This window comes from Rhodococcus sp. H-CA8f, from assembly GCF_002501585.1.
Classification (GTDB): Bacteria; Actinomycetota; Actinomycetes; order Mycobacteriales; family Mycobacteriaceae; genus Rhodococcus_F; species Rhodococcus_F erythropolis.
The window spans coordinates 2,723,067-2,745,500 of the sequence record NZ_CP023720.1; the positions used below are offsets into that span (position 1 = coordinate 2,723,067).

Annotated in this window: 6 protein-coding genes; 4 read left to right on the forward strand and 2 right to left on the reverse strand. The window is 62.2% G+C overall.

Going from position 1 to position 22,434, the window contains the following annotated elements; translation table 11 throughout:
* Nucleotides 1-66: 66 nt before the first annotated feature.
* Nucleotides 67-16,260, forward strand: coding sequence for a non-ribosomal peptide synthetase (locus CPI83_RS12920; protein ID WP_097387304.1), 16,194 nt, complete (start codon nucleotides 67-69; stop codon nucleotides 16,258-16,260).
* A 350-nt stretch (nucleotides 16,261-16,610) separates the two neighbouring features.
* Here CPI83_RS12920 and CPI83_RS12925 read toward each other — a convergent pair whose 3' ends face one another.
* Nucleotides 16,611-17,180 carry a DUF5655 domain-containing protein gene (locus CPI83_RS12925; protein ID WP_097387305.1) on the reverse strand — a complete coding sequence of 190 codons (570 nt, stop codon included), beginning with the start codon at nucleotides 17,178-17,180 and terminating at the stop codon, nucleotides 16,611-16,613.
* A 41-nt stretch (nucleotides 17,181-17,221) separates the two neighbouring features.
* Nucleotides 17,222-17,875: a GNAT family protein gene (locus CPI83_RS12930; RefSeq protein WP_097387306.1), complete on the reverse strand. Its 654-nt coding sequence runs from the start codon at nucleotides 17,873-17,875 to the stop codon at nucleotides 17,222-17,224.
* Nucleotides 17,876-17,998: 123 nt separating this feature from the next.
* Here CPI83_RS12930 and CPI83_RS12935 point away from each other — a divergent pair, with 123 nt between their 5' ends.
* The 3 genes from CPI83_RS12935 (at nucleotide 17,999) to CPI83_RS12945 (ending at nucleotide 22,420) form a co-directional block, all read left to right on the forward strand.
* Nucleotides 17,999-19,396, forward strand: coding sequence for an MFS transporter (locus tag CPI83_RS12935; RefSeq protein WP_020969800.1), 1,398 nt, complete (start codon nucleotides 17,999-18,001; stop codon nucleotides 19,394-19,396).
* Nucleotides 19,393-20,961: an aminotransferase class V-fold PLP-dependent enzyme gene (locus CPI83_RS12940; protein ID WP_179154750.1), complete on the forward strand. Its 1,569-nt coding sequence runs from the start codon at nucleotides 19,393-19,395 to the stop codon at nucleotides 20,959-20,961. Before CPI83_RS12935 ends, CPI83_RS12940 begins: the two co-directional genes overlap by 4 nt.
* Before the next feature lie 127 nt (nucleotides 20,962-21,088).
* On the forward strand, nucleotides 21,089-22,420 hold the full coding sequence (locus CPI83_RS12945; RefSeq protein ID WP_019748788.1) for a class I SAM-dependent methyltransferase: 1,332 nt from the start codon (nucleotides 21,089-21,091) through the stop codon (nucleotides 22,418-22,420).
* Nucleotides 22,421-22,434: the final 14 nt, after the last annotated feature.

Here is a 22,434-nt window from a genome sequence, read left to right on the forward strand (position 1 = left end):
TGGATTCACGTGATCAGCCATCGAATGTTCGTGAAAAACAAGGCTGGTGAAATGTGAGGTGACGGGTTGAGTGCTTTTCCGTTGTCTCGGGCTCAGCTCGCGCTGTGGTTTGCGCAGCAACTGAGTCCGTCAACTCCGTTCGTGGTGGCTCAGTACGTGGAGCTACGAGGACCGGTTGACGTCGACGCTCTGATCGAGGCAACGAACACGGCATGTCATGAATTGGAGTCGCCGTTCGTTCGCCTCGTCGCCACTGATGCCGAGCCGGCGCAGATTGTCGATCACTCGATCGTCGACGATCTCGCATACCTCGACTTACGCAGCGACGACGACCCGGTTCAGCGCGCGAACGAGTGGATGACAGCGGAATACTCACGGCCACTTGACGTGATGTCTGACCGCCTGATCTCGGCGACTTTGCTTCATCTGGCAGGCGATCACTATTTCTGGTACTCGCACGCCCATCATCTTGTGCTCGACGGACATGCGGCGATGACACTCACCGCGCGGGTGGCCGAGCGCTATTCGCATCTGGTTCATGGCAAGACGCTGACTCCATTCGGTGGTGTCGGGGTACGTGCACTGCATGACCTCGACGTCGACTACCGATCCTCGTCGCGGTATCGATCGGACAAGCAGTACTGGACGGAGATGTCCGAAGGCCTGCCCCGCCCGGTTCGCCTCACCGACGGCGCCGGCCTGACGTCCATGCCGCAGCACATGATGGTGCGGACACTGAATCCAACTCTTGCAAAACAGCTTTCGAATGTAGCGACCGAGTGGACTACGTCCGAGGTGGCGGTCCTCGTCGGTGCATTCGCGTCCTATCTCGGTCGCATGACTGATTCCGATGACGTAGTCCTCAGCTTGCCGGTGTCCGGCCGCACCACGGCGACGTCGAAACGTTCAGGTGGGATGCTGTCCAACATCGTGCCTGTTCGTGCGCAACTCGAACGGGATCTGTCGCCACAAGAACTGGTGCGTCAGATCTCGGTTCAGATGACCGGTGCACTACGCCACCAGCGATTCCGCTACGAGGACATGGGCTTCCAGGAGGGTCAGGGCAGATCCCGTGAGGCGGCGGGCCCGGCCGTGAACGTCATGATGTTTCACGAAGCCATTCGGCTCGGCGACGTCGTCGGCGAATTTCACGTCCTCACATCCGGACCCACCGAAGATCTGTTCTTCAGCATTTATCCGTCGATCGCGGGGGAGAACGTTCGCCTGTCCTTCGAAGCGAATCCACGCCTCTACAGCGAACGTGACCTGGCGATGCATCATCGTCAGTTCGTTCGGTTTCTCGAGGGATTCCTCGACTCGGCTACCCGTGCGCTCGGTGACCTCCGCATCCTCTCGACGGACGAAGCGAAGGATCTGGTCCCCGCGTTAGGTCCGCGGACGGACGGATTCGCGACGCTCGATTCGGTCGTCAGAGGCGGCGCAGGGCAGGGGAGTGCCGTCGCGATCCGCGAGCAAGGTGTGGACGTCACTTACGACCAGCTCGGCGCTCGCGCGGATGCACTGTGCGCCTTGCTCGTGGAGAACGGCGTCGGACGAGGTGACGTCGTCGGGATCCTCACCGAGCGCTCGACCGATTCCGTAGTTGCATTTCATGCAGTAGCGCGGGCTGGTGCTGCCCTTCTTTTCGTGGATCCTCAAATGCCCTCCGAGCGTGTCGCTTTCATTCTCGACGATGCCAATGTGTCCGTTGTGGTCGGTGGCGAACTCGTGAACGTGCCGGCTTGGGTCTGCGTCGTCGACCCCAGGGAAGACGAGACCGTCGATGGGCCGATCGATCGAGGCACGGGGATCGGTTCGTCTTCGGGCGACGTGTCCCTGGACGACACCGCCTATGTGGTCTACACGTCGGGGTCGACCGGACGACCGAAGGGCGTCGCGGTCACGCACCGAGGCATTGCGCCGTTGCTGCGTTCTCACGCCAGGCGACTGAACATCGATAGTTCCTCCCGCGTCGCGCTCCTGGCAGCTACCTCGTTCGACGTGGCGATCCTCGAGATTCTGCTTGCTCACGGCTGCGGCGCGACCGCCGTGATCGTTCCTCCCGGATTGATCGGCGGAGTGGACCTCGAAGACTATCTGCGGCTCGAGGGTGTCACGCACCTGATCTCGACACCATCGGTTCCGCTGACGATGGATCCTCGGAAACTGCCGGATCTTCGAGTGTTGAACGTCGGCGGCGAGCGACCGCCGGTGGCGCTCGTGGATGTGTGGTCGAGTCATGTCGACATCGTTAATTCGTACGGACCCAGTGAAGCGACCGTCGCGGCATTCATGAGCGAGCCACTCGAGCCTGGCGGTGATACTCCGATCGGGCGCCCGATCGACGGCGTTGCCGCTGTGGTGTTGGATTCGTGGTTGCGTCCGACTCCGGTCGGCGCCGTGGGTGAGCTGTACGTGATGGGACCAGGACTGGCGCGCGGGTACCTTTCCCCGACGCTGACCTCGGAGCGTTTCGTAGCGGCGCCCTTTGGTGCCACTGGTGCCGGCGAGCGCATGTACCGCACCGGCGACGTCGTGCGATGGAACGATGCCGGTCAGCTCGAGTTCTTGGGCCGCTCTGATCAACAAGTCAAGATCCGTGGAGTACGCGTCGAACTGGGCGAGATCGAGGCTGTGCTCCTGTCGACTCCCGGTGTTGCGCAAGCAGCGGTGGTCGAGCGATCCGGGTCGCTTGCGGCGTACGTGACTGCGGCCGAAGGTGGGGACGGCACTGCTCATCTATTGAGTCAGAAGGCGGTCCACGAACATCTGGCTTCACTACTTCCACGTTCCATGCTTCCGGGTTCGGTGACGATTCTGGCAGCGTTGCCCGTCACGAGCCATGGAAAGACGGACCGTTCAGCGCTTCCTGAACCGACATGGTCCGCGGTCGCCGAGCAGCACTCGACCGTGCACCGTCCGATCGAGTACGACGAGGAATTAATTGCCTCGGTGATGGCCGAGGTCCTGGGCGTCGGAGTTCTCGGACCGCACTCCGACTTGTTCGCCTGGGGCGGTAGTTCCCTCGACGCCGTGTATGTTGCCGCGCGCGTGAGTTCTGCACTCGGTAGACGAGTTGGTGTCAGGGACGTGTTCGGCGCCCCGACTCCGGCGCGCCTTGCCCAGAAGATTCGTGAGGACCGGGCGGACTGGGTGGTGGAGCCCGAGCGGATTTCGGACGAGGTCACCGTCGAAATCGCTCCGGCGCAACAACGTCTATGGCTGCTCAACCGTCGCGATCCCCAGTCGTCGGCGTACAACATTGCGTTCGAGGTCGCGTTCAGTGGTGCACTGGATACAGAGGCGATGAGGGCGGCGGTAGCCGACCTGACCGATCGCCATCTCGTCTTGCGTACGGTGTTCTCGTCCGAACAGAATCACGACACGTGGCCGATCCAGGTTGCGACTGCGACTCCGGTGACTCTGATCGAGGTTCCGTCCGAGGATTACGAGGCTGCGTCAGCGGAATTGGTTGCGGCAGGTTTCGATCTGGAGACCGATGCGCCGCTTCGTTTGATCCTCACCTCCGGCAGCGATGCCGACCACCGCTTGACCGTAGTTGCGCATCACATAGCCTTGGACGGCCTTTCGTTCGCCACGATCGTTTCTGACCTGATCTCCGCGTACGACGCTCGCGCCGACGGACGGTCGCCGATCTGGCCTTCGCCCGCGCTCGACTACCGCGACTATTCCGCTTGGCACAGAACCATTCTCGGTGATCCTGCAGATCCACAGAGCTTGGCAGGTCGCCAGCTGGAATTCTGGTCCGACGCACTCGCCGGCGTTGATCCGACTCTTGCTCTTCCCGTGGACAGATCCCGCCGGCCGGACCAACCGTCGTCGGCTCGGGACGTGACTTTCGAATTGCCCTCGCCCGTCCACGCGGCGCTCAACGAGATCGCTCGAGCGCATCACTGCACAACCTTCATGGTGTTGCACGCCTGCCTTGCGATTGCGCTGAGCAAGATCACCGGTGCGTCCGATGTGGTCATCGGAACCCCGACGTCCGGCCGAACACACCCTTCGTTCGACGGCGCCGTCGGTATGTTCGTCGGGACCGTGGCGCTGCGAACGCTCCTTCGCGGCGGAGACACCTTCGGTGAGTTCTTGAGTCGGGTACGCGAGGCCGACGTGGCAGCTTTGTCCAATGCCGACGTCCCGTTCGACTGGGTGGTCGACCGCGCGGTCGGTGGGGCCGCAGGCGACAAGAATTCCTTCCTCAGAGTGGTTCTCGCTGTCGATCCGGTAGCACCGGATTCCGAGCTCGCGGTGGGAACTTTGACGGCCCACGGCACTCCGCTACCTCCCGCGCACCCTCGCTTCGACCTCGAAGTGACTGTGCGCGAAGATCGTACGATTGACGGCGACGCAAGCGGTATTCGCGGCACTTTCCGATATGCCGCCGATCTGTTCGATGCGGGCACCGTGCAGAGCTGGGTCGAGCGACTGCGTCGAGTATGTGACTCGATTACCGAGAACTCGTCAATCATGCTGCGCGACATCGATGTTCTCAGCGTTGCGGAGCGCGAAGAATTGCTGGCTTGGGTGCCGGGGCCTTCGATTGTCGCGCAGTCGCTGCCCGACCTCTTCGGGGCCGTCGCAGCCCGGCATCCGAATGCAATCGCGATGTCGAGTGGCGATACTCGCGTCACCTATGAAGAGGTGCGAGTTCGTTCGGAGTGCCTTGCCGCCGTATTGATCGATCGAGGAATTGGAGTCGGGGATCGCGTGGCGGTCGCCCTGCCTCGATCGGTCGACCTCGTCGTAGCCATCATCGCCGTCGTTCGCGCGGGCGCTGCGTACGTCCCGATCGACTTGCAGTATCCCGACGCTCGCATCCACTACGTACTTGCCGATGCAGGCCCGAAAGCGATTGTGTCGACGGACGAATCAGCTGGGCGGTTCGTTGGGTACGAGCAAGCTGTCATCCTCGTGAACGAGACGGCTGACGCGACGGGCGGTTGGCCTGTTCCGCAGTCGGAGGCCGCCGCCTACGTGATCTACACGTCCGGATCGACCGGAGCGCCCAAAGGTGTGGTGGTGACTCAGGACAACGTGTTGGCTCTGCTGGCCTCGACTCGCGAGATCTTCGACTTCGGCGACGAAGACGTGTGGTCGATGTTTCATTCGCACTCATTCGACTTCTCGGTCTGGGAGATGTGGGGTGCGTTGACCACTGGCGGATCCCTGGTGATGGTGGACGGTGACGTCGCGCGCTCTCCCGAAAGATTCGCGGATCTGATTGTGCGGGAGAAAGTCACCGTTCTGAATCAGACCCCGGCCGCCTTCTATGCGTTGGCGGAAGTTACGCCGGAAATGCTGCTTCCGCTCCGGACGATTGTTTTCGGCGGCGATCGCCTCGACGTCGGGCGCGTGCAGGGTTGGTTCGATCGGCACCCGGACGTGCGGGGTGTCAATATGTTCGGAATCACCGAAACCACGGTCCATGTAACCAATTTCGATCTCGTCTCCGGTAACGAGACTGTCTCGCCGATCGGGTCCCCACTACCAGGGTTTCGCAGCTACGTGCTCGACGCGTCGTTGAAGCCCGTCCCGCCGGGATCTGTCGGCGAACTGTACGTTGCCGGTCCGCAGGTGGCCGAAGGCTACTTGGGTCAACCAGGGATGACGTCTTCCCGATTTGTGTCTGAACCCGGATTCGAAGGATCGCGGATGTACCGCAGCGGCGATCTGGTCCGTTGGCGAGCCGGTCGACTCGAATATGTTCGCCGCGCCGACGGCCAGATGGCCCTGCGCGGTTACCGCGTCGAACCGGGCGAGGTCGAATCCGCGCTGTTGGCTCACACGTCGGTGGAGCAGGCCACGGTGGTGGTGAGAGAACTCGACAGTGGGCCGACTTTGGTCGGTTACATCACCCCTGAGAACGGACACGACCTCGACGGTGTGTTGCGGACTGCTCGTTCGTTGTTGCCCGCACATATGGTCCCGTCGGCTTTGATGCCGCTTGCGTCATTGCCGGTCACGATCAACGGCAAGATCGACCGAGCATCACTGCCGGACCCGACGTCGCAAGTGCAGCCGTCTCGGCAGTCGCGAGACTTCTTCGCTCAGACAGTTGCAGCCATTCTGAGCGATTTGATGGAAGTTCCGCATATAGATCCGGTCCGGAACCTCTTCGATCAAGGGGCCAATTCCTTGATCGCCACCCGTCTTTCGTCGCGCCTGAACTCCGCTTTGGGCTGCAACCTCGACGTCCGCGATGTGTTCGAGCACCCATTCGTCGATCAGCTCGCCGGCATCGCTGCCGCCCGAATCGGCGCGGGGCAAGCGTCTCCGTTGTCTTTGGTACCTCGTCTGTCTTTGGTACCTCGCCCAGGCACTGCGGAGGTGCAGCTTTCGGCTCCCCAACACCGAATGTGGATTCTGAATCAGTTGGATACAGAGTCCTCCGGCTACAACATTCCGATAGTGTTGCGCCTGACGGGTGAATTGGACGTAGCTGCAGCCGAACTGGCAATTCGCGACCTGATCGACCGTCATCGCACTTTGCGGACCGTATATCCGGTTGTCGGCGAGCGTCCGGTTCAGACGGTGCTCGACGCCGAGGATTCGCTTCCGCTGTTTCAGCTCGAGGCACTCGACGGCGACGACGGCGAGAATCGTGTTGCAGAACTGGTGGGTCCGGGCTTCGATGTCACCGTGGATCCGCCCGTACGTGCGGCACTTCTCCAGCTTTCGCCTGACGAGTACATCCTGGCTGTTGTTATCCATCACATTGCCGCCGATGCTCGATCGCTCGACTTGTTGGTACGTGACTTCACGGCGGCGTACATCGCTCGCTCGGCGCAGCAAGCTCCGACGTGGTCGCCGCTCGCGCTCGAATACTCCGATTACAGCGCATGGCAACGGGAATCGGGGATTCCCGAGACGGTATCCAGCTACTGGAAGCAGGCGCTCGAAGGCCTTCCCGAGCAGGTGACGCTACCCCTGGACCGTCCGCGTTCGACGTCCGCCCGCGCGACGAGCTGCCGGGCAGAGATCTCGGGTTCGGTACGGACGGGCCTTCAAGCACTCGCACGATCGAACAACGGAACCATGTTCATGGTTGTCCACGCTGCACTCGCGGCGCTGCTGGCGAGGTACAACGACAGCAATGACGTAGCTGTCGGCACTGTTGTGTCCGGACGCGTCACACCTGAACTCGACGAGCTGGTCGGCATGTTTGCCGGAACGATTGTTCTTCGGACCGAAGTCGATCCGTCGAAGTCGTTCGGCCGGTTGGTCGAGCAGGTTCGTCAGCGAGACGTAGCGGCGTTCGCGCACGCAGAGATGCCCTTCGAATCGCTGGTTGATCTGATCGACCCACCGCGATCGCGTTCGCGACATCCGTTGTTCCAGGTGGCGCTCTCGTTCCAGACAACTCATTCCGCCGCGTGGTCCATACCGGGGTTGTCCGTCACTCAGATCTCGCCCGATGTCAGGCAAGCAAATTTCGATCTGCAGCTCAATGTGACAGACGAGGGGATCGGGGGCGGTCTCGGTCTCGAATTCGTGTACAACGCTGATCTATTCGATGATCTGACGGTATCGAGCTTTGCGGGTCGGTTCGAGCACCTCCTGAATCAAGTGTCTGTCGACCCCAATGTCACGGTAGGGCGAATCGACCTGTTGACGAGTGCGGAGCGAGCTCTTCTCGTCCCCGCACACGGCGCGGTCGACCGGCCCGATGCATCTCGGTGTTCCGGCACGACGCTTGCCTCGATGCTGCGATACGGCGTCGAATTCGCTCCGGACGCCGTGGCGGTCGAAGCTGAGGGCAACACACTCACTTACCGAGACCTCGATGCACAGTCGGACGTCGCAGCCGACGAGTTGCGTTCCGGGGGAGTCGGAGTGGACCACGTCGTTGCCTGGACTGCCGATCGGACCATAGCGTCGATCGTGCGATTGTGGGCGATCGCGAAGGTCGGTGCAGCTCCGGCATTGGTGGACACGGAACAGCCGCAGGCGCGAGTACGCGATGTCCTCGAAGCGCTGGGCGACGGCGCGGTCCGCGGCCTCGACGCCGGTGGTGAGCAGGACGCAGACTGGGCCCGACGTCATTCCGAGAACCTTGCGGCCTACGTAGTTTTCACGTCAGGAACGACTGGAACTCCGAAGGCCGTGGTGGTGACCAACGGCGGGCTCGGCGTGATCGCCGAAGACCTGCCCCGTCGATTCTCGGCTGGTCCGGGTTCGCGCGTATTCCATCGCGGAGCGCCAGGGTTCGACATGACGTTGCTCGAGGTGCTCATCGCGAGTGCGTCCGGGGCGACGCTCGTTCTGGCGAAGGACGACCAACTGTTCGGCTCGGGACTTGCATCAGCACTGAGGCGCGAGCGAATTACTCATCTGTGCGCCACACCTACTGTCGTCGCCTCGATCGGCGATCCGTCGCTGCCGGACCTTGCAACGGTGATGTTCGGGGGCGAGCGACTCGGCGGTGCGTTGGCGAAGCGCTGGCAAGCCGGACGCAGAGTGATCAACGGATACGGACCTGCCGAGTCCGCGATGTATTCGCTTGCTACCGAACCACTGTCGATCGAAAATCTGTCAGCTGACACTCACGACGGATCCGTCGGGTATCCACTGGCCGGGGTCGACGCCGTCGTGCTCGATGATCGACTCGAACCGGTGCCGCCGGGAGTCGCCGGCGAACTGTATCTCTCCGGTCGAATGCTCGCGCGCGGTTACGCCGGCCAACCGGCCCGAACCGCGGAACGATTCGTGGCAACCAGTTCAGGAGCCCGGATGTACCGGACCGGCGATCTGGTGATGTGGAAGCCGGAAAGCCCCAAATCTGAAGGCAATATGTATCGCCTGCATTATCTCGGGCGAACCGACGTGCAGGTGAAGGTCAACGGTGTCCGGATCGAACCGGGTGAGATCGAGGCAGTCATTCAGTCTGTCGCGAACGTCGATTTCTGCGTCGCCGGGGTTCGGTCGGCCCAGGGTGGAAGTCCTCTGTTGGTCGCCTACGTGCGAAGCTCGGATGCCGAAAGAGTTGACACGGGTCAACTTCGCGCCGCTGTCGCAGAAGTCCTTCCGACGTACATGGTTCCGCATGTCATCGTCGAAATCGAGGGCGCGCTTCCGATGCGGAACGGCAAGGTCGACTTCGCCCGTCTCCCGGCGCCGACACTGGATGCTTCCCGTGCACAGGGGCCGGCCACCGCCACAGAACGCCTTGTTGCCGAAGCTTTTACTTCGGTGCTCGGCGGGAATGAGGACGACCGCGACGCAGACTTCTTCTCGCTCGGCGGCAACTCGCTGTCGGCCGCAGAGGTTACCTCGCTCTTGAGTAGTTCCCTTGGGCTGGTTGTTCCGCTCCGGACCGTATTCGAGCATCCAACAGTTGCGGCGTTGGCGGCCCGGATCGATTCGCTCGAGCAGAGTGGCCCGGCGACCGATGTTGTCCGACTGGAACCGCGGCGCGACCCCACGCCCGCACCTCTGTCACGGAACCAGCGTGCGATGTGGGTGCTGAACCAGCGGAACACGTCGAGCGGTGCGTACAACCTGCCGATCTGCATCGAGATCGACGGTGAACTCGACGTGCCCGCGCTGCGGCACGCAGCGACGGATCTTGTCGGCCGTCATGACGTCCTCAGAACCCGGTATCCGGGCACTCCACCGGTTCAGGTCGTGGATCCTCCGACCCCCCTGACAATGGAAACGCGACTGGTCGCCGACATCGAGGTCGAGGTGCTGCTGCGAGAGTTCGGCTCGCGCGGTTTCGATGTAGCGGCAGACCTGCCGGTGCGCTGGATGCTGCTCCAGGTGTCACCGGTCAGGCACGTTCTGGCAGTGAGCTTTCATCACATCGCAGTCGACGGGGTGTCGATGCGAACGGTGGTCGGCGACCTGCTGACCGCTTACGGCAAGCGACGAGCTGGACTGGATCCGCAATGGTCTCCGCTGCCGATCCAGTACGGGGATTTTGCCGCGTGGGAGGCAGCACGTGACGTTTCCCCTGTCGTCGAGGAGTTCTGGCGCCGAACGCTCGACGGTGTGACATCTGTGTCGCCGCTGACGGTGGATCATTCTGATGGCGGGCCGGATTCCGTAGCGCAGCGAGTGAACTTCGTGATTCCAGCCGTCATCACCTTGTCACTGCAGGCGCGAGCCGATCGATTGAAGGTCTCGCTGTTTGCGGTGGTTCATGCGGCGTTGTCCGTGGTGCTTGCCAAGCTGAGTGGAAATCCCGATGTCGTGATCGCGACAGCTGTCGACGGACGGCGTACGCCTGAGCTCGACGGCGTGGTCGGCATGTTCGTGGATACGGTGCCTCTTCGCCTTCGGATCGACGGGGACGTGCCGATCGACCTTCTGTTGGGTGCAGCTTTCCATGCTGATGTGGCAGCATTCGAAAATAGCTCTGTTCCTGCCGAATTGGTTGGTGAGCTGCTCGGCGGACGAACTCCCCAGATTGCGCTGGGTCTGCAGAACTTCGCGATCCCTGCCGTGGAGGTGGCCGGTCTCACGATTGAGGCTCGCGAAATCGAGACCGCGACAACGAAGTTCCCCATGCACGTCTCGCTCGCACCCGCTGTCGACGGATCATTGACCGGAGCGCTCATCTATGCCGCGAGCGCGTTCGATCCTTCGAGCGCCGACGCGGTTGCTCGACAACTGTCGAGAGTGCTCACCTCGATGGCCGAGGATGTGCCAGTACTCGTTTCGGATCTCGCGGTGGGCGCGGCGCCCAGTTGGACTGCTGTCGAGGTCGATTCGTCCCGGACGCTGACCCAGATTTTCGCCGCCACAGCGGCGCGATTCCCTGACAACATTGCTCTCGACGACGGGCAGCGCACGGTTACGTATGCCGAACTCGACTCTGCCTCGGATGCCCAAGCCTGGGAACTGGTGGCTCGGGGCGCAGGACCGGGTGCCGTGTACGAGATTCCGGCGGTACGGACTATCGCGTACCTGGTCCGAATGTTGGCGATCTCGAAAACGGGCGCGGCATTCGTGCCGATCGACCCCGACCTGCCGCCGGCACGGCTGAAGCAACTGCGCACAGTGCTCTCCGACCGCAGCCCCGTTCCCGGTCGGCAGTATCCGGATTCAGTCGCGTACGTCGTTCACACGTCCGGGTCGACTGGTGAACCGAAAGGCGTTGCAGTCACCCACCGAGGTCTGGGCCTTCTTACCGACGACGCAATCCGGAAGTACGGCGTGACTTCGGACTCGGTTGTGCTGCACGGTTACAAACCGACGTTCGATGCGGCGATTCTCGAGATGATGTTGGCGATCGGCGCCGGGGCTACCTTGGCGGTCGCTCCTCGGGAGGCTTTCGGCGGAAGGGCACTCGAAGAATTCGTCGCAGAACGCGGCGTCACTCACATGTTGTCCACTCCGGCCGTACTCGACACCATGGCTCCGGAGCGGTTCGACTCATTGGAGGTGGTGGCAGTCGGTGGCGATGTGCTCTCACCTTCCACCGCGCGTGCATGGAGTCGCCGCGCGCGAATGCTCAACGCATACGGACCGACGGAATGCACGGTGGTCACGACCGTCGCCGAGGTGGATCATCGGGTCACCATCGGAGTTCCGCTCGCCGGAATCGGTGCAGAGGTACTGGATACGCGACTGCGTCCGGTGCCGTGGGCCGGGATCGGTGAGTTGTACGTCAGCGGGCCCGGGCTTGCGATGGGCTATGCCGGAGATCCCGCCGGCACCGCCAGCTCGTTCGTCGCAGCACCAGGTGGACGCCGCCGTTATCGGACCGGTGATCTGGTTCACCGCCGCACCGATGACACGCTCGGATTCGTCGGACGCTCCGACCGTCAGATGAGCGTGCGAGGAATCCGCGTCGAGCCCGCCGAAATCGAATCAGCTCTGCGGCGGTGCACGGGCGTCGAGGCTGCGGCGGTTGTCCTCGTCGACGAGATCGCCGTTGCGTGCGCGGTTGGCGATGGTGTGGAGGCGGATCAGCTGACAATCGAGTTGGCCGCGATGTTGCCTGCGTATCTGATGCCCGGCCGCGTGGTCGTGTTGGAGTCGATCCCGCTCACGACGAATGGAAAACTGGACGCAGATGCGTTGCGGCGCCATGTGTTCGAGAGCCGGGCGCCCGATGCAGCAGTGACGGTTTCGGAGGAACTCGTCACCGCTGTCATGTCGGAACACGTGTCCGGAAGTTTCGGCGCTCTGCACGACCTGTTCGAATCAGGTGGTGATTCGTTGGCCGCAGCAGCGGTGGCAGGTCGACTCGCCTCGATCTTCGCGCGGGACGTGCCTGTTCGCGCCGTCTTCGACAATCCTTCGCCGCGAGCGATGTCTCAGTGGCTGTCGGCGAGCGCGTCCGATGGCAAACGCCGCGAACTGACTCGACGTGATCCCGGCATGCCGGCCCCGCTGGCGCCCTCGCAACAACGACTCTGGCTGATCAATCAGCTTCAGCCGGAATCGACTGCGTACAACCTGACGTTTGCAGCGGTCCTGGCAGACGACATCGATCGTTCGGTCTTGAGCAGCGCCCTCGGCGACGTCGTCGATCACCATGCCGTGTTGCGAACTGTGTTTGTTCCGGGTGAACTCGGTCCACAACAGGATGAAATAGACTCTGTTGCAGTCGATCTCACCGCTGAGTGCGTCGACGATATCCGTGCGAGCGCTTCGGCCTTCGCGACTGTGCCGTTCAACCTCGAACGAGATGTTCCGTTCCGTGTGCGTGTGTTCAGCGAAAAAGCTGGAGCCGATTCTGCAGGATTGACTGTCCTGGTACTGGTTGTTCACCACATCGCAATCGACGGTGCGTCGATGGGCCCGATCCTTGCCGATTTCGCGGCAGCCTTCGAGGCGAGGGTGCTCGGAAGGGAATGGGATCGCTCCGCCGGCGGGATCAGCTACGGCGACTACAGTCTCTGGGCGAGAGAGAGCTTGGGCGATCCGGAGGATCTTCTGAGCGTGGCGCATCGGCAACTCGACTACTGGTCGAACGCACTTGGTGGCGTCGAGGATGTGTTGGCTCTACCCGTCGACAACCCCCGGAGTCCGGTGTCTTCACGATCCGACGAGATGGTGACGGAAGTCCTCGACGGCGCCATCTACGACGCGTTGTCGGCGTTGGCTCGTTCGCATGGCGTTACGGTATTCATGGTTGTCCACAGCGTGATTGCCGTGCTGCTCGCTCGCGAGTGCGTCACAGACGACGTCGTGGTGGGAGCAGCTGTGAGTCTGCGGAACGATCCGGCGCTGCTGAGCGTGGCCGGCATGATGGTGGGTACTGTCGCATTGCGCACGAGGATCAACTCCTCCGACCGCTTCGCTGCTGTCCTGGACGAGGTTCGCCGTGTCGATCTGGAAGCAATGGCGAACGCGGACGTCTCGTTCGACGATGTAGTTGCGAAGGTCGATCCGCCGCGCAGGATGAACGAGCATCCCCTGTTCACGGTCATGCTGGCATATCGGCGAGCGCTCGACGTGCCGCAGATCGACGGCATCACCGTCTTCGACATCGACAAGACAGGGTCGTCGACCGGTTACGACTTGACGTGGGACCTGGTCGACACCGGTGACAGTCTGACGATTCGATTGCTGTATGCCACAGACAGATTCCGCGCGTCGACCGCGGAACTGTTCATGCAGCGGGTGACACGTATCGCCGAAGCAGTGACAGGTGAACCCGAGATCGTGGTCGGGGAGATCGAATTGCTGTCCGGTCTCGAACGCTCGGCGCTGACGGCTGCGAATCCTCGACACGTCGAACCGCTGACGATTGCGGACATTTTCGAACGCGCGCTGCGGCAGGCACCCGACGGCATCGCGCTGGAAGAGAACGGCAGGCGCTGGACCTATCGCGACCTGCACGAGGAGTCGTCGCACTGGACTCGCGAGTTGGCGGTCCGAGGAATCGGACCCGATGACGTGGTGGCCGTTGCGCTCGGTCGCGGGCATCTGTGGATCGTTGCGCTGTGGGCGGTAGCGCGGGCAGGCGCAGCGTGGCTGTCGCTCGATCCGGCGCTGCCGACAGCGCGCCGACAGACGATGGTCGAGGAGTGCGGTTCGGTTGTCGGTTTGACAGCGCGAGGTGCATCCGAGAGTTTGCCGGACTCCGTCGAGTGGGTGGCGATGGATGAATCCTGCACTGCTGGTGGGGCTGTCGAGGTATCGGCAACGCCGGCTCATCCCGACAACCTCGCCTACGTCATCTACACGTCGGGTTCCACGGGAAGACCCAAGGGTGTCGAGGTTTCACACCGCGGCATCATGAACGTCTACACCGCGCACGCCGAGATCGCCGAGCTCGATCGTGGCCCCCGAGTCCTGCAATTGGCGTCGTCGACCTTCGACGCGTCGGTGATCGAGATTCTTCTGGCGGCGGCAGGGTGTGGAACGTTGATTCTGGCTCCTGACTTCGTCTACGGGGGAGAGGAACTCACGAATCTGCTGATCGCTGCCGACGTCACACATCTGATCGTGACGCCAACTGTCCTGGCCACAGTCGATCCGGATGCAGTGCAACCGTTGATCGTCGAATCGATGGGGGAGCCGCTCTCTGCCCGCCTTGCGTCTGCGTGGTCACCCCGACATCGCATCGTCAACGGATACGGACCGACCGAATCAACGATCGCGGCATCGATTTCCGCGCGGATCACTGACGGGGACGTCACCGTCGGCACCCCGGTACCTGGCACGACGCCGTTTGTTCTCGATCAGAGGCTCCGACCGGTTCCGGATGGCGTTGCGGGAGAGCTATTCCTCGCCGGCGAGAATGTGGCACGGGGGTACGTCGCCTCTCCGGGTCTGACTTCCGATCGTTTTGTTGCCAATCCTTATGCGGTGGGGACTCGGATGTATCGCACGGGTGACCTCGTGCGTCGTAGGCGTCACGACCGAGCGCTCGAGTACCTGGGGCGCAACGACGCACAGGTGAAGGTGCGGGGTGTCCGCGTGGAACCGGCGGAGGTCGACGTGGCTCTGTCAAGCCATGGAGCAGTGACCTTCTCGGTTACCGTCGTCTCTGACGACGGGCACGGATCCGCTGAACTCCGGTCGTACGTAACGCTGGCGGAAATCGGTTCGGTGACGGAATCGGAGCTTCGCGGGTTTGTCTCCGGCCTGCTGCCGAAGCACCTGCTGCCTTCTTCGGTGACGGTGGTGGGAGTGGTCCCGCTGCTCGCTTCGGGGAAGATAGACGTAGCGGCACTTCCTGCTCCTTCGCCGCAGGTAGGGTCAAGTGTGGATCGACCCGTCTCGGATACCGAACGTCAAGTGGCACAGGCATTCGAGGGCGTGACCGGCGCGAAATCGGTGGGCCGCTACGACGACTTCTTCGAGCTCGGCGGGACATCCATGGGTGCAGTTCGAGTGGCTTCGCGCTTGCGTGAGACCCTGAACAGGGATTTCCCGGTTCAATGGATTTTCACCGATCGAACTGTGGCGGAGCTTGCCTCTCGGATGGATCTCGTTCATGCCGACGTCTTGGAGGGTGATTCGTTCCATTCGGATCCGCTGGACACGATCGTCATGTTGGGCGGCAATCCTGATGACCTAAGGCCGCCGTTGTTCTGTGTGCATCCGGTCAGCGGAATTGCCTGGTGCTACGTCGGACTCGTCGGTCAGCTCGAAGGTCGACGGGTGTACGGCATCCAGGCAACGGGTGCAGGTGAGCTACCCGGCACGGTGGCGGAGTTGGCGTCGGGGTACGTCGATGCCGTACGGAATGTGCAGCCGTCGGGTGAATACCATCTACTGGGTTGGTCTGCCGGTGGAACGATCGCGCTCGAGATGGCGAGCCAGCTCGAAGAGACGGGCGATCTGGTCGGTTCGGTTGTCATGCTCGACGCGCTGTTGCCGGAGATGATGCCATCGGTACAAGCGGCTCCGAAACCTTCCGAACTGTTTGCGCAGATCGGACTAGCTGAGGTTGAAACTGAAACTGCAGCATTGACTTTCGTAGACGTTGCGGCAGAGATCCGAAGGCAGACCGGTATGGATTTCCTTTCCGATACGGTTCTCGAATCCGTAGTGGGGCGGGTGGAAAAACTGTCGCGAATCGTTCGGGACCACACGCCGCGGCGCTATTTCGGCTCAGTGGAATTGTTTGTGGCGCAGCATGATCTGCCTGAACATCGTCACCTGGTCGAAAAATGGTCCCAACTGGTGGGGCCACTGCGGCCGTACCTGGTCGACTGCTCTCACGCGGAAATGTCGAGCATGGAGGCTTTGGCGAGTGTTGCGAAAGTCCTCGTCGACAATCCTGAAGGCGTCGAATCCGAAGCGGGGGAGAGCAATCATGCTGGGGTGCAGTAGATCTGCGGTGCCGGGACTTTGGTCCGGAGTTGTCACACTCGGGGTCCCCATGCTTCCGTTCCACAAGTAGAACCCGTAGCATTTTCCTTGTGGCAGTAAGCCATTCAGAAACTATCTCCGGAGGATCGTATGTTGGGTTCCCTTTTTTCCATCAGCTCTGAAATCGGTGTCCCGTCCGTTGATGCGCTCTTCGAGGCTGCTCGGACCATCATCGGCGCGATCTTCGGCCTGAGCTGACACGTCGCAGCGACCTTCCCCCGCGGTGAAGAAAGTCCCTGTTCTCCGACAAGGAGAACAGGGACTTTCGTGCAGCGTGCCGGTGAGTGGTTGCGTGGCGGCGAGTTAGTGTCCTACCGGCCGTTCTGTAGATACGCGATGGCTATCAGCGATCCGACTTCGTCGTTCACGTCCTCGGTGCTGGTGAGCCCGATCTTGTGAGTCGACTGCCCGGGAGCTTTGGCCGGCACCAGAAGTTCGGAACCGGGGGCCTCGACAAAACGTAGTCCGAGGTCGACTCGGGCTTTGGTGGCCGCTGCGATGGCAGCAAATTGGCGAACGCGAACAAAGGGCGTGTATGTTCCGCGGCCTTCGACTCGAACATCGGTTCCGAGCTCTTCGATCAGACGTCGGGCTGCATCGAAGATGGGTCGCAGTGCTGCCTTCGGGCCGCTGTACTGCTGGTCGATGTATTGCTCGACGGTCGGCTCCACCCATCCCGACTGTTTGGCAGTCTCGAATGCAATTGCCCACTGCGAGTTCTGCGGTACACCGTGCTCTGCTTTCAGCCACTTGCGGACTTCGTTCTGATCGAGCGGGTCGACCCCCGACGTGCGTACAGCCTCAACCCATTCTTCGAGAGTGCGTCCGGTACGGTCGCGCACGGGCGAGGTGACTGCGGCCATCATGTCGGAGGGTTCCATGCGTCTGTTCTACCGGCTGTCACGGTGCACGGGTAGCTCGCTCAGTCGATACCCAGCATCGCCCTGAGCGCGTCTGCGCCGGTCACTTCGACGGGGTACGGCGGTGCGACAAAATCTTCGCGGCTGAGGGTGAAGAGTCGACGCACGGTCATTCGGCCGTCGGCAGCCAACTCCTCTACTGTGCCGTCGGCGCGGTACCCGACTTTGGTCGACACCGTGATCGAGGCGGGGTTGTCCGTGAACGCCGACGACACGACGCTGCGTGCGCCCAAAGAGTCGAATGCGAATGCGCAGATTGCCTGTCGGGCAAGAGTGCCGATGCCCCGGCCTTGGAACCCGCGCCCGATCCACGAGCCGGTTTCACCGGTACGACTTTTGGGAAAGTCCGTCGCGGCGAACGCCTGGCAGCCGACAATTTCTCCGTCGACGACAATGGCTGTTTCGAATTTCCAGTCGGCCGTGGTCATCGCTCCGCGGACCGACCAGTGGTATTGGATGAATCTTCGCGACACTTCGGTGGGAGTGCCCACCGTCCAGGGGACGAGAAACGGCATCTGTTCGGCAGGGTGAATGCCGGCTCGGACCAGCGCAGCGAGTTCGGGGAAATGGTCGTCGCGCACAGGGACCAAGGTGACGGGCCCACACGTGATCGTGACTCCGTACGGAGGCCAGATCTCTGTCAGTGGACCAACCATCGTCTTCAGGCTTTCGTTCGTGTACGAATCGGTTCACAGTCTGGCATGCCCGGCCCGTCCGAGTGAGCGACTTCTGGTCATCGAGATTCTTTTGCCCTCGCGGTACGGAGTCGTGACATTAGTGTGTGGACGGTGACTACAGACAAACCGGTACGTCTTCGTGAAGGTAGATCGCCTGACAGGCTTTCGCGTGGTGTGGTGGCCGGATACGCAGCGGGAAGTGTCGGCACGGGTGGATTCGGTGTGCTTCCAGGTCTGGTACTGGCGTACTACCTGACCGATACGCTCGGCGTGGCCGCGGCGCTCGCGTCGCTTGTGGTCATTGTCCCGAAAATCGCCGACGTTCTGATCGATCCGCTGATCGGGTCGATCAGCGATCGAAGCTCTCATCGAACTGGTACGCGAGTGCCACTCATGCTCGCAGGCGCTCTGGGACTGCCGTTGCTCTTCATTCTCACGTTCTCAGCCCCCGTGTCTGCGGGCCCCGGAGTCGGGGCGTTGTGGGTGCTCGTCTTCTTCCTGCTCGCGGCGAGTGCGTACAGCCTCTTTCAGGTTCCGTACATCGCGTTGCCGACCGAGTTGACCGGCGATTACCACGAACGCACTCGTTTGGTATCGGTTCGAATTGCGGTGTTGGCCCTGACAATTCTGGTCATCGGCGCTGGTGGACCGGAACTTCGCGACGCTGCCGGGGGCGGAGCACGCGGTTATCTGGTCATGGCCATCGGGGTGTCGGCGCTGATGTGTGGGGCAATGATCTGGGCAGTTCGCGGAGCGGCGCGCCACACGGTGACTCACGCGGACGCGCCGGTCGGCTCGTTGCTCTCGCAGTACCGGGACGGGTTCGACGCGATACGACGTACCCGCGCGTTCCGATTGCTGGTCATCGTCTTTGTGCTCCAAGCACTTGCCACCGCTGTGATGTTGGCGGGTGCGCAATATCTGGCGACCTATGTGATGGGCAGCGAAGGCGCGCTCACCGGTCTGTTCGTTGCACTCGTCGGACCAGCTCTCGTCGTCATGCCGCTGTGGTACCGGTTCTCGCATCGGTACGGAAAGCTTCGCGGTTACGTCGTGTCCTCGGTTCTGTTTGTCGTCGCGACGGCGTTGTTGACCCTTGCGGCTGTCAACGCCGGTTCGTGGATCTACGGTGCCGTCGCCCTTGCCGGCGTCGGATATGCCGGCATGCAGGTTTTCCCGTTGGCGATGCTTCCTGACGTCATCGAGGACGACGCGCGAATCGGTGGACGCCAACGTGGTGGTTCGCTCAGTGGTATCTGGACAGCCTCGGAAACCGCAGGCCTTGCCCTGGGGCCTGCGGTGTTCTTGGGTGTACTCGCGGTGACCGGCTTCGTTTCGAAAACTGCGGGCGAAACTGTCGTGCAACCGGAATCAGCGCTGACCGGAATAGCCCTTGGCTTCTCGGTCGTCCCGGCGATCCTGGTTGCGATCAGCCTGGTCGTACTGCGGAACTACCGCACCGAACAAGAATCCACTCACGAGAACGTAGGTGAACGATGAGTTCCACTCAGGCCGAGGAACTTCAGGGCAAGATCGTCGAGAGCACGAACCTCGAGAAGAGGGCGGCCGACATCTTGACTCGGCTGCGTTCGCTTCGTGAGCAGGACGCCCCGACGCACGGAGGCCGGGTTCTGTCGTACGTGTACGACAGCGGTCTCGCAGCCCTCGACGAGTTGGCAGCGGACGCAGCTCGATTGGTTCAGCCGGTCAACGGTCTCGACCCGACGGTGTTCCCGTCCACGGCGGTGATGGAGCGTGAGTTGGTTGCGTTCGCTCGCGAGTTCCTCCATGGAGCTTCAGACCCAGCCGCAGATACCGATACAGACACAGACACCGGAGGCGTAGTCGTCGGAAATGTCACCAGCGGCGGAACGGAGAGTTGTGTGTTGGCCGTCAAGGCAGCTCGCGACTTCCGCGGGCTCCCGCCGGGTGAGGGTTCGCTGGTTCTTCCGACCACCGCGCACGCCGCTTTCCACAAGGCAGCGCACCTACTCGGACTGGAGCTCGTCCTGGTACCCGTAGATCCCACGTCGGGGCGCGTGGGCGCACACGATATTGCGACGGCAGTTCGGAAGGACACGGTTCTGATCGTCGTCTCGGCGCCCAATTACCCGTTCGCGGCGCTCGACCCGATCGCCGACGTCGCGGAAGTTGCTCGTGCACATTCGATTCCATTACATGTCGACGCCTGCATCGGTGGGCTTGCGTTGCCGTGGTGGGGTGATCTGCCGCCCTGGGATTTCCAGGTGCCCGGTGTCACCAGCATGTCGGTCGACTTCCACAAGTACGGATACTCACCCAAGGGCGTCTCGGTCTTGCTGCACCGCGGGCGTGACCTGCATCGCAAGCAGTATTTCGGGCTCACGGATTGGCCGGGGTATCCGGTGGTCAATCCCACTCTTCTCGGTTCCAAATCCGTTGCTGCACTGGCCGGAGCGTGGGCGATTTCGCAAGTTCTCGGGCAATCCGGGTACGCCGAACTGGTGTCCCGGGCGCAGCGGGCCAACCGTGCGCTGATCGAGACGGTCCAGAGCATCGACGGGCTTCGCGTCGTGGGCTCGCCGGTGGGGCCGCTGTTCGCGGTCGCCACCGATGGTTCGGTGCCCCTCGAACGTCGAGTCGATCCGCATCGCTGGGTAAGCGCTGTCGGTGCCCGCGGCTTCGTCCTTCAAGGGCAGCCGGCGTCGACGCAACCTGACGGAACTGTATTGCCTCGAACAACCCACCTCACCGTCACCCCGGTGACCGAGTCGGTGCTCGGCGAGTTGACCAATGCGCTCGTCCTCGGTGCCGACGACGTTCGCGGCTCGGCGGCAGCCGAGGCGCCGCCGGCCCTGGCAGAATTGGCCGGAGCATTCGAACGTGGCGATGTCACCGTCGCCGATGTTCTCGCGTTGCCAAGTGACGCTGTCGCGGCAGCTTTGAGGTCGGCGGGGCTGGATCCTCGGGGTTCTGCTGATTCGCCCTTGGACATGGCGGCCGTCCTCGCGGCAGTGGAATCGCTGCCACGCGAGGTAACCAAGCGGTTGTTGGTGGAGTTTCTCGCCGGACTGGTGGAGCCCTGATTTCAGCGAGGTATGCCGAAACCGCGATGAGCACTGCCCAAAACTCGGACAAATGGCGCGAAAGATTCGCGAATCGGGCGTAAGTTTTCTGTCATCGGCTAACCATCTTTGTCGGAGGGGTTGATCTGTGACTGGTGCCGCGACCAAAATTTTGACGGTTTTCGAGGAAGTGATCGGGGTTCCGCTTCCGGTTCGCGTGCGATGTTGGGACGGTTCGGAGGCAGGTCCGCCGGACGCCGCTGCGCGGGTACATTTCCGGAATCGGCGTGCCCTACGTCGAGTCCTGTACTCTCCCAACGAATTGGGGCTGGCGAGGGCATACGTGTCCGGCGATCTGGACGTAGACGGCGATATCTTTGCGCTCCTCGATGTCCCGGATCTGGTCACGCGGCTCGGTGAGAATCGTTTGTCGGCGTTGCCGTTGCGCTCGCTGGTGCGCGCCGCCGGTACTTTCGCCGGCTTGGGGGCGGTGGGTCCACCGCCATCGCCTCCGTCGATCGAGATGCGTCGTAAGCGAGGCAAGCGGCACAGTAAATCACGCGATTCGGCCACGGTCTCCCATCACTACGACGTCGGGAACCGCTTCTACGAAATGTTTCTCGGGCCGAGCATGGTCTATTCGTGCGGGTACTGGCCGGAAGGGGTCGAATCCCTCGAAGCTGCTCAGTACGCGAAGCTGGATCTGATTTGCCGCAAGCTCGATCTGAAGCCGGGAATGCGACTGCTCGACGTCGGTTGTGGCTGGGGATCGATGGCACTACACGCTGCCCAGAACTACGGCGTCGACGTCGTCGGAGTGTCACTGAGCAACGAGCAGGTCGAGTACGCCAAGGGACGAGTTGCCGACGCGGGTTTGGCCGATCGTATCGAGATTCGGGTGCAGGACTATCGCGACGTCGACGACGGCCCGTACGACGCGATTTCGAGCATCGGCATGTCCGAGCATGTGGGCCTGGCCAATTTGCCGGTGTACACGGCAAAACTCTACGACCTGCTCGTGCCGCAGGGTCGTCTGCTCAATCACGCCATCGCGGCGGTGAAGTCTTTGTCGGACAACGTCGATGACGGACGCAGTTTCATCGACAGGTACATCTTCCCGGACGGTGAGATCCTTCCGCTGAGCAAAACCATTGATGCGCTCGAACTTTCAGGCTTCGAGACGCGTGACAGCGAGGCGTTGCGCGAGCATTACGCCTTGACACTGCGCGCGTGGGTACAGAACCTTCGCGAGAACTGGGACGCATCGGTCCTACAGGTCGGTGCTCCCCGCGTGCGTACCTGGTTGCTGTATCTCGCTGCCAGTGCCCTGGGTTTCGAGGAGCCGCACAGGCTTACGATTCATCAGGTCCTGGCCGTGAAACCAGGGGATCGGGGGGCCAGTGGCATGGCCCGCTCGCGTAGCAGTTGGTATCGATCGATTGAAGTCCCGCAGATCGAAACCGGTCCGCGCGTCGACTGAGGCCTATACGTTGG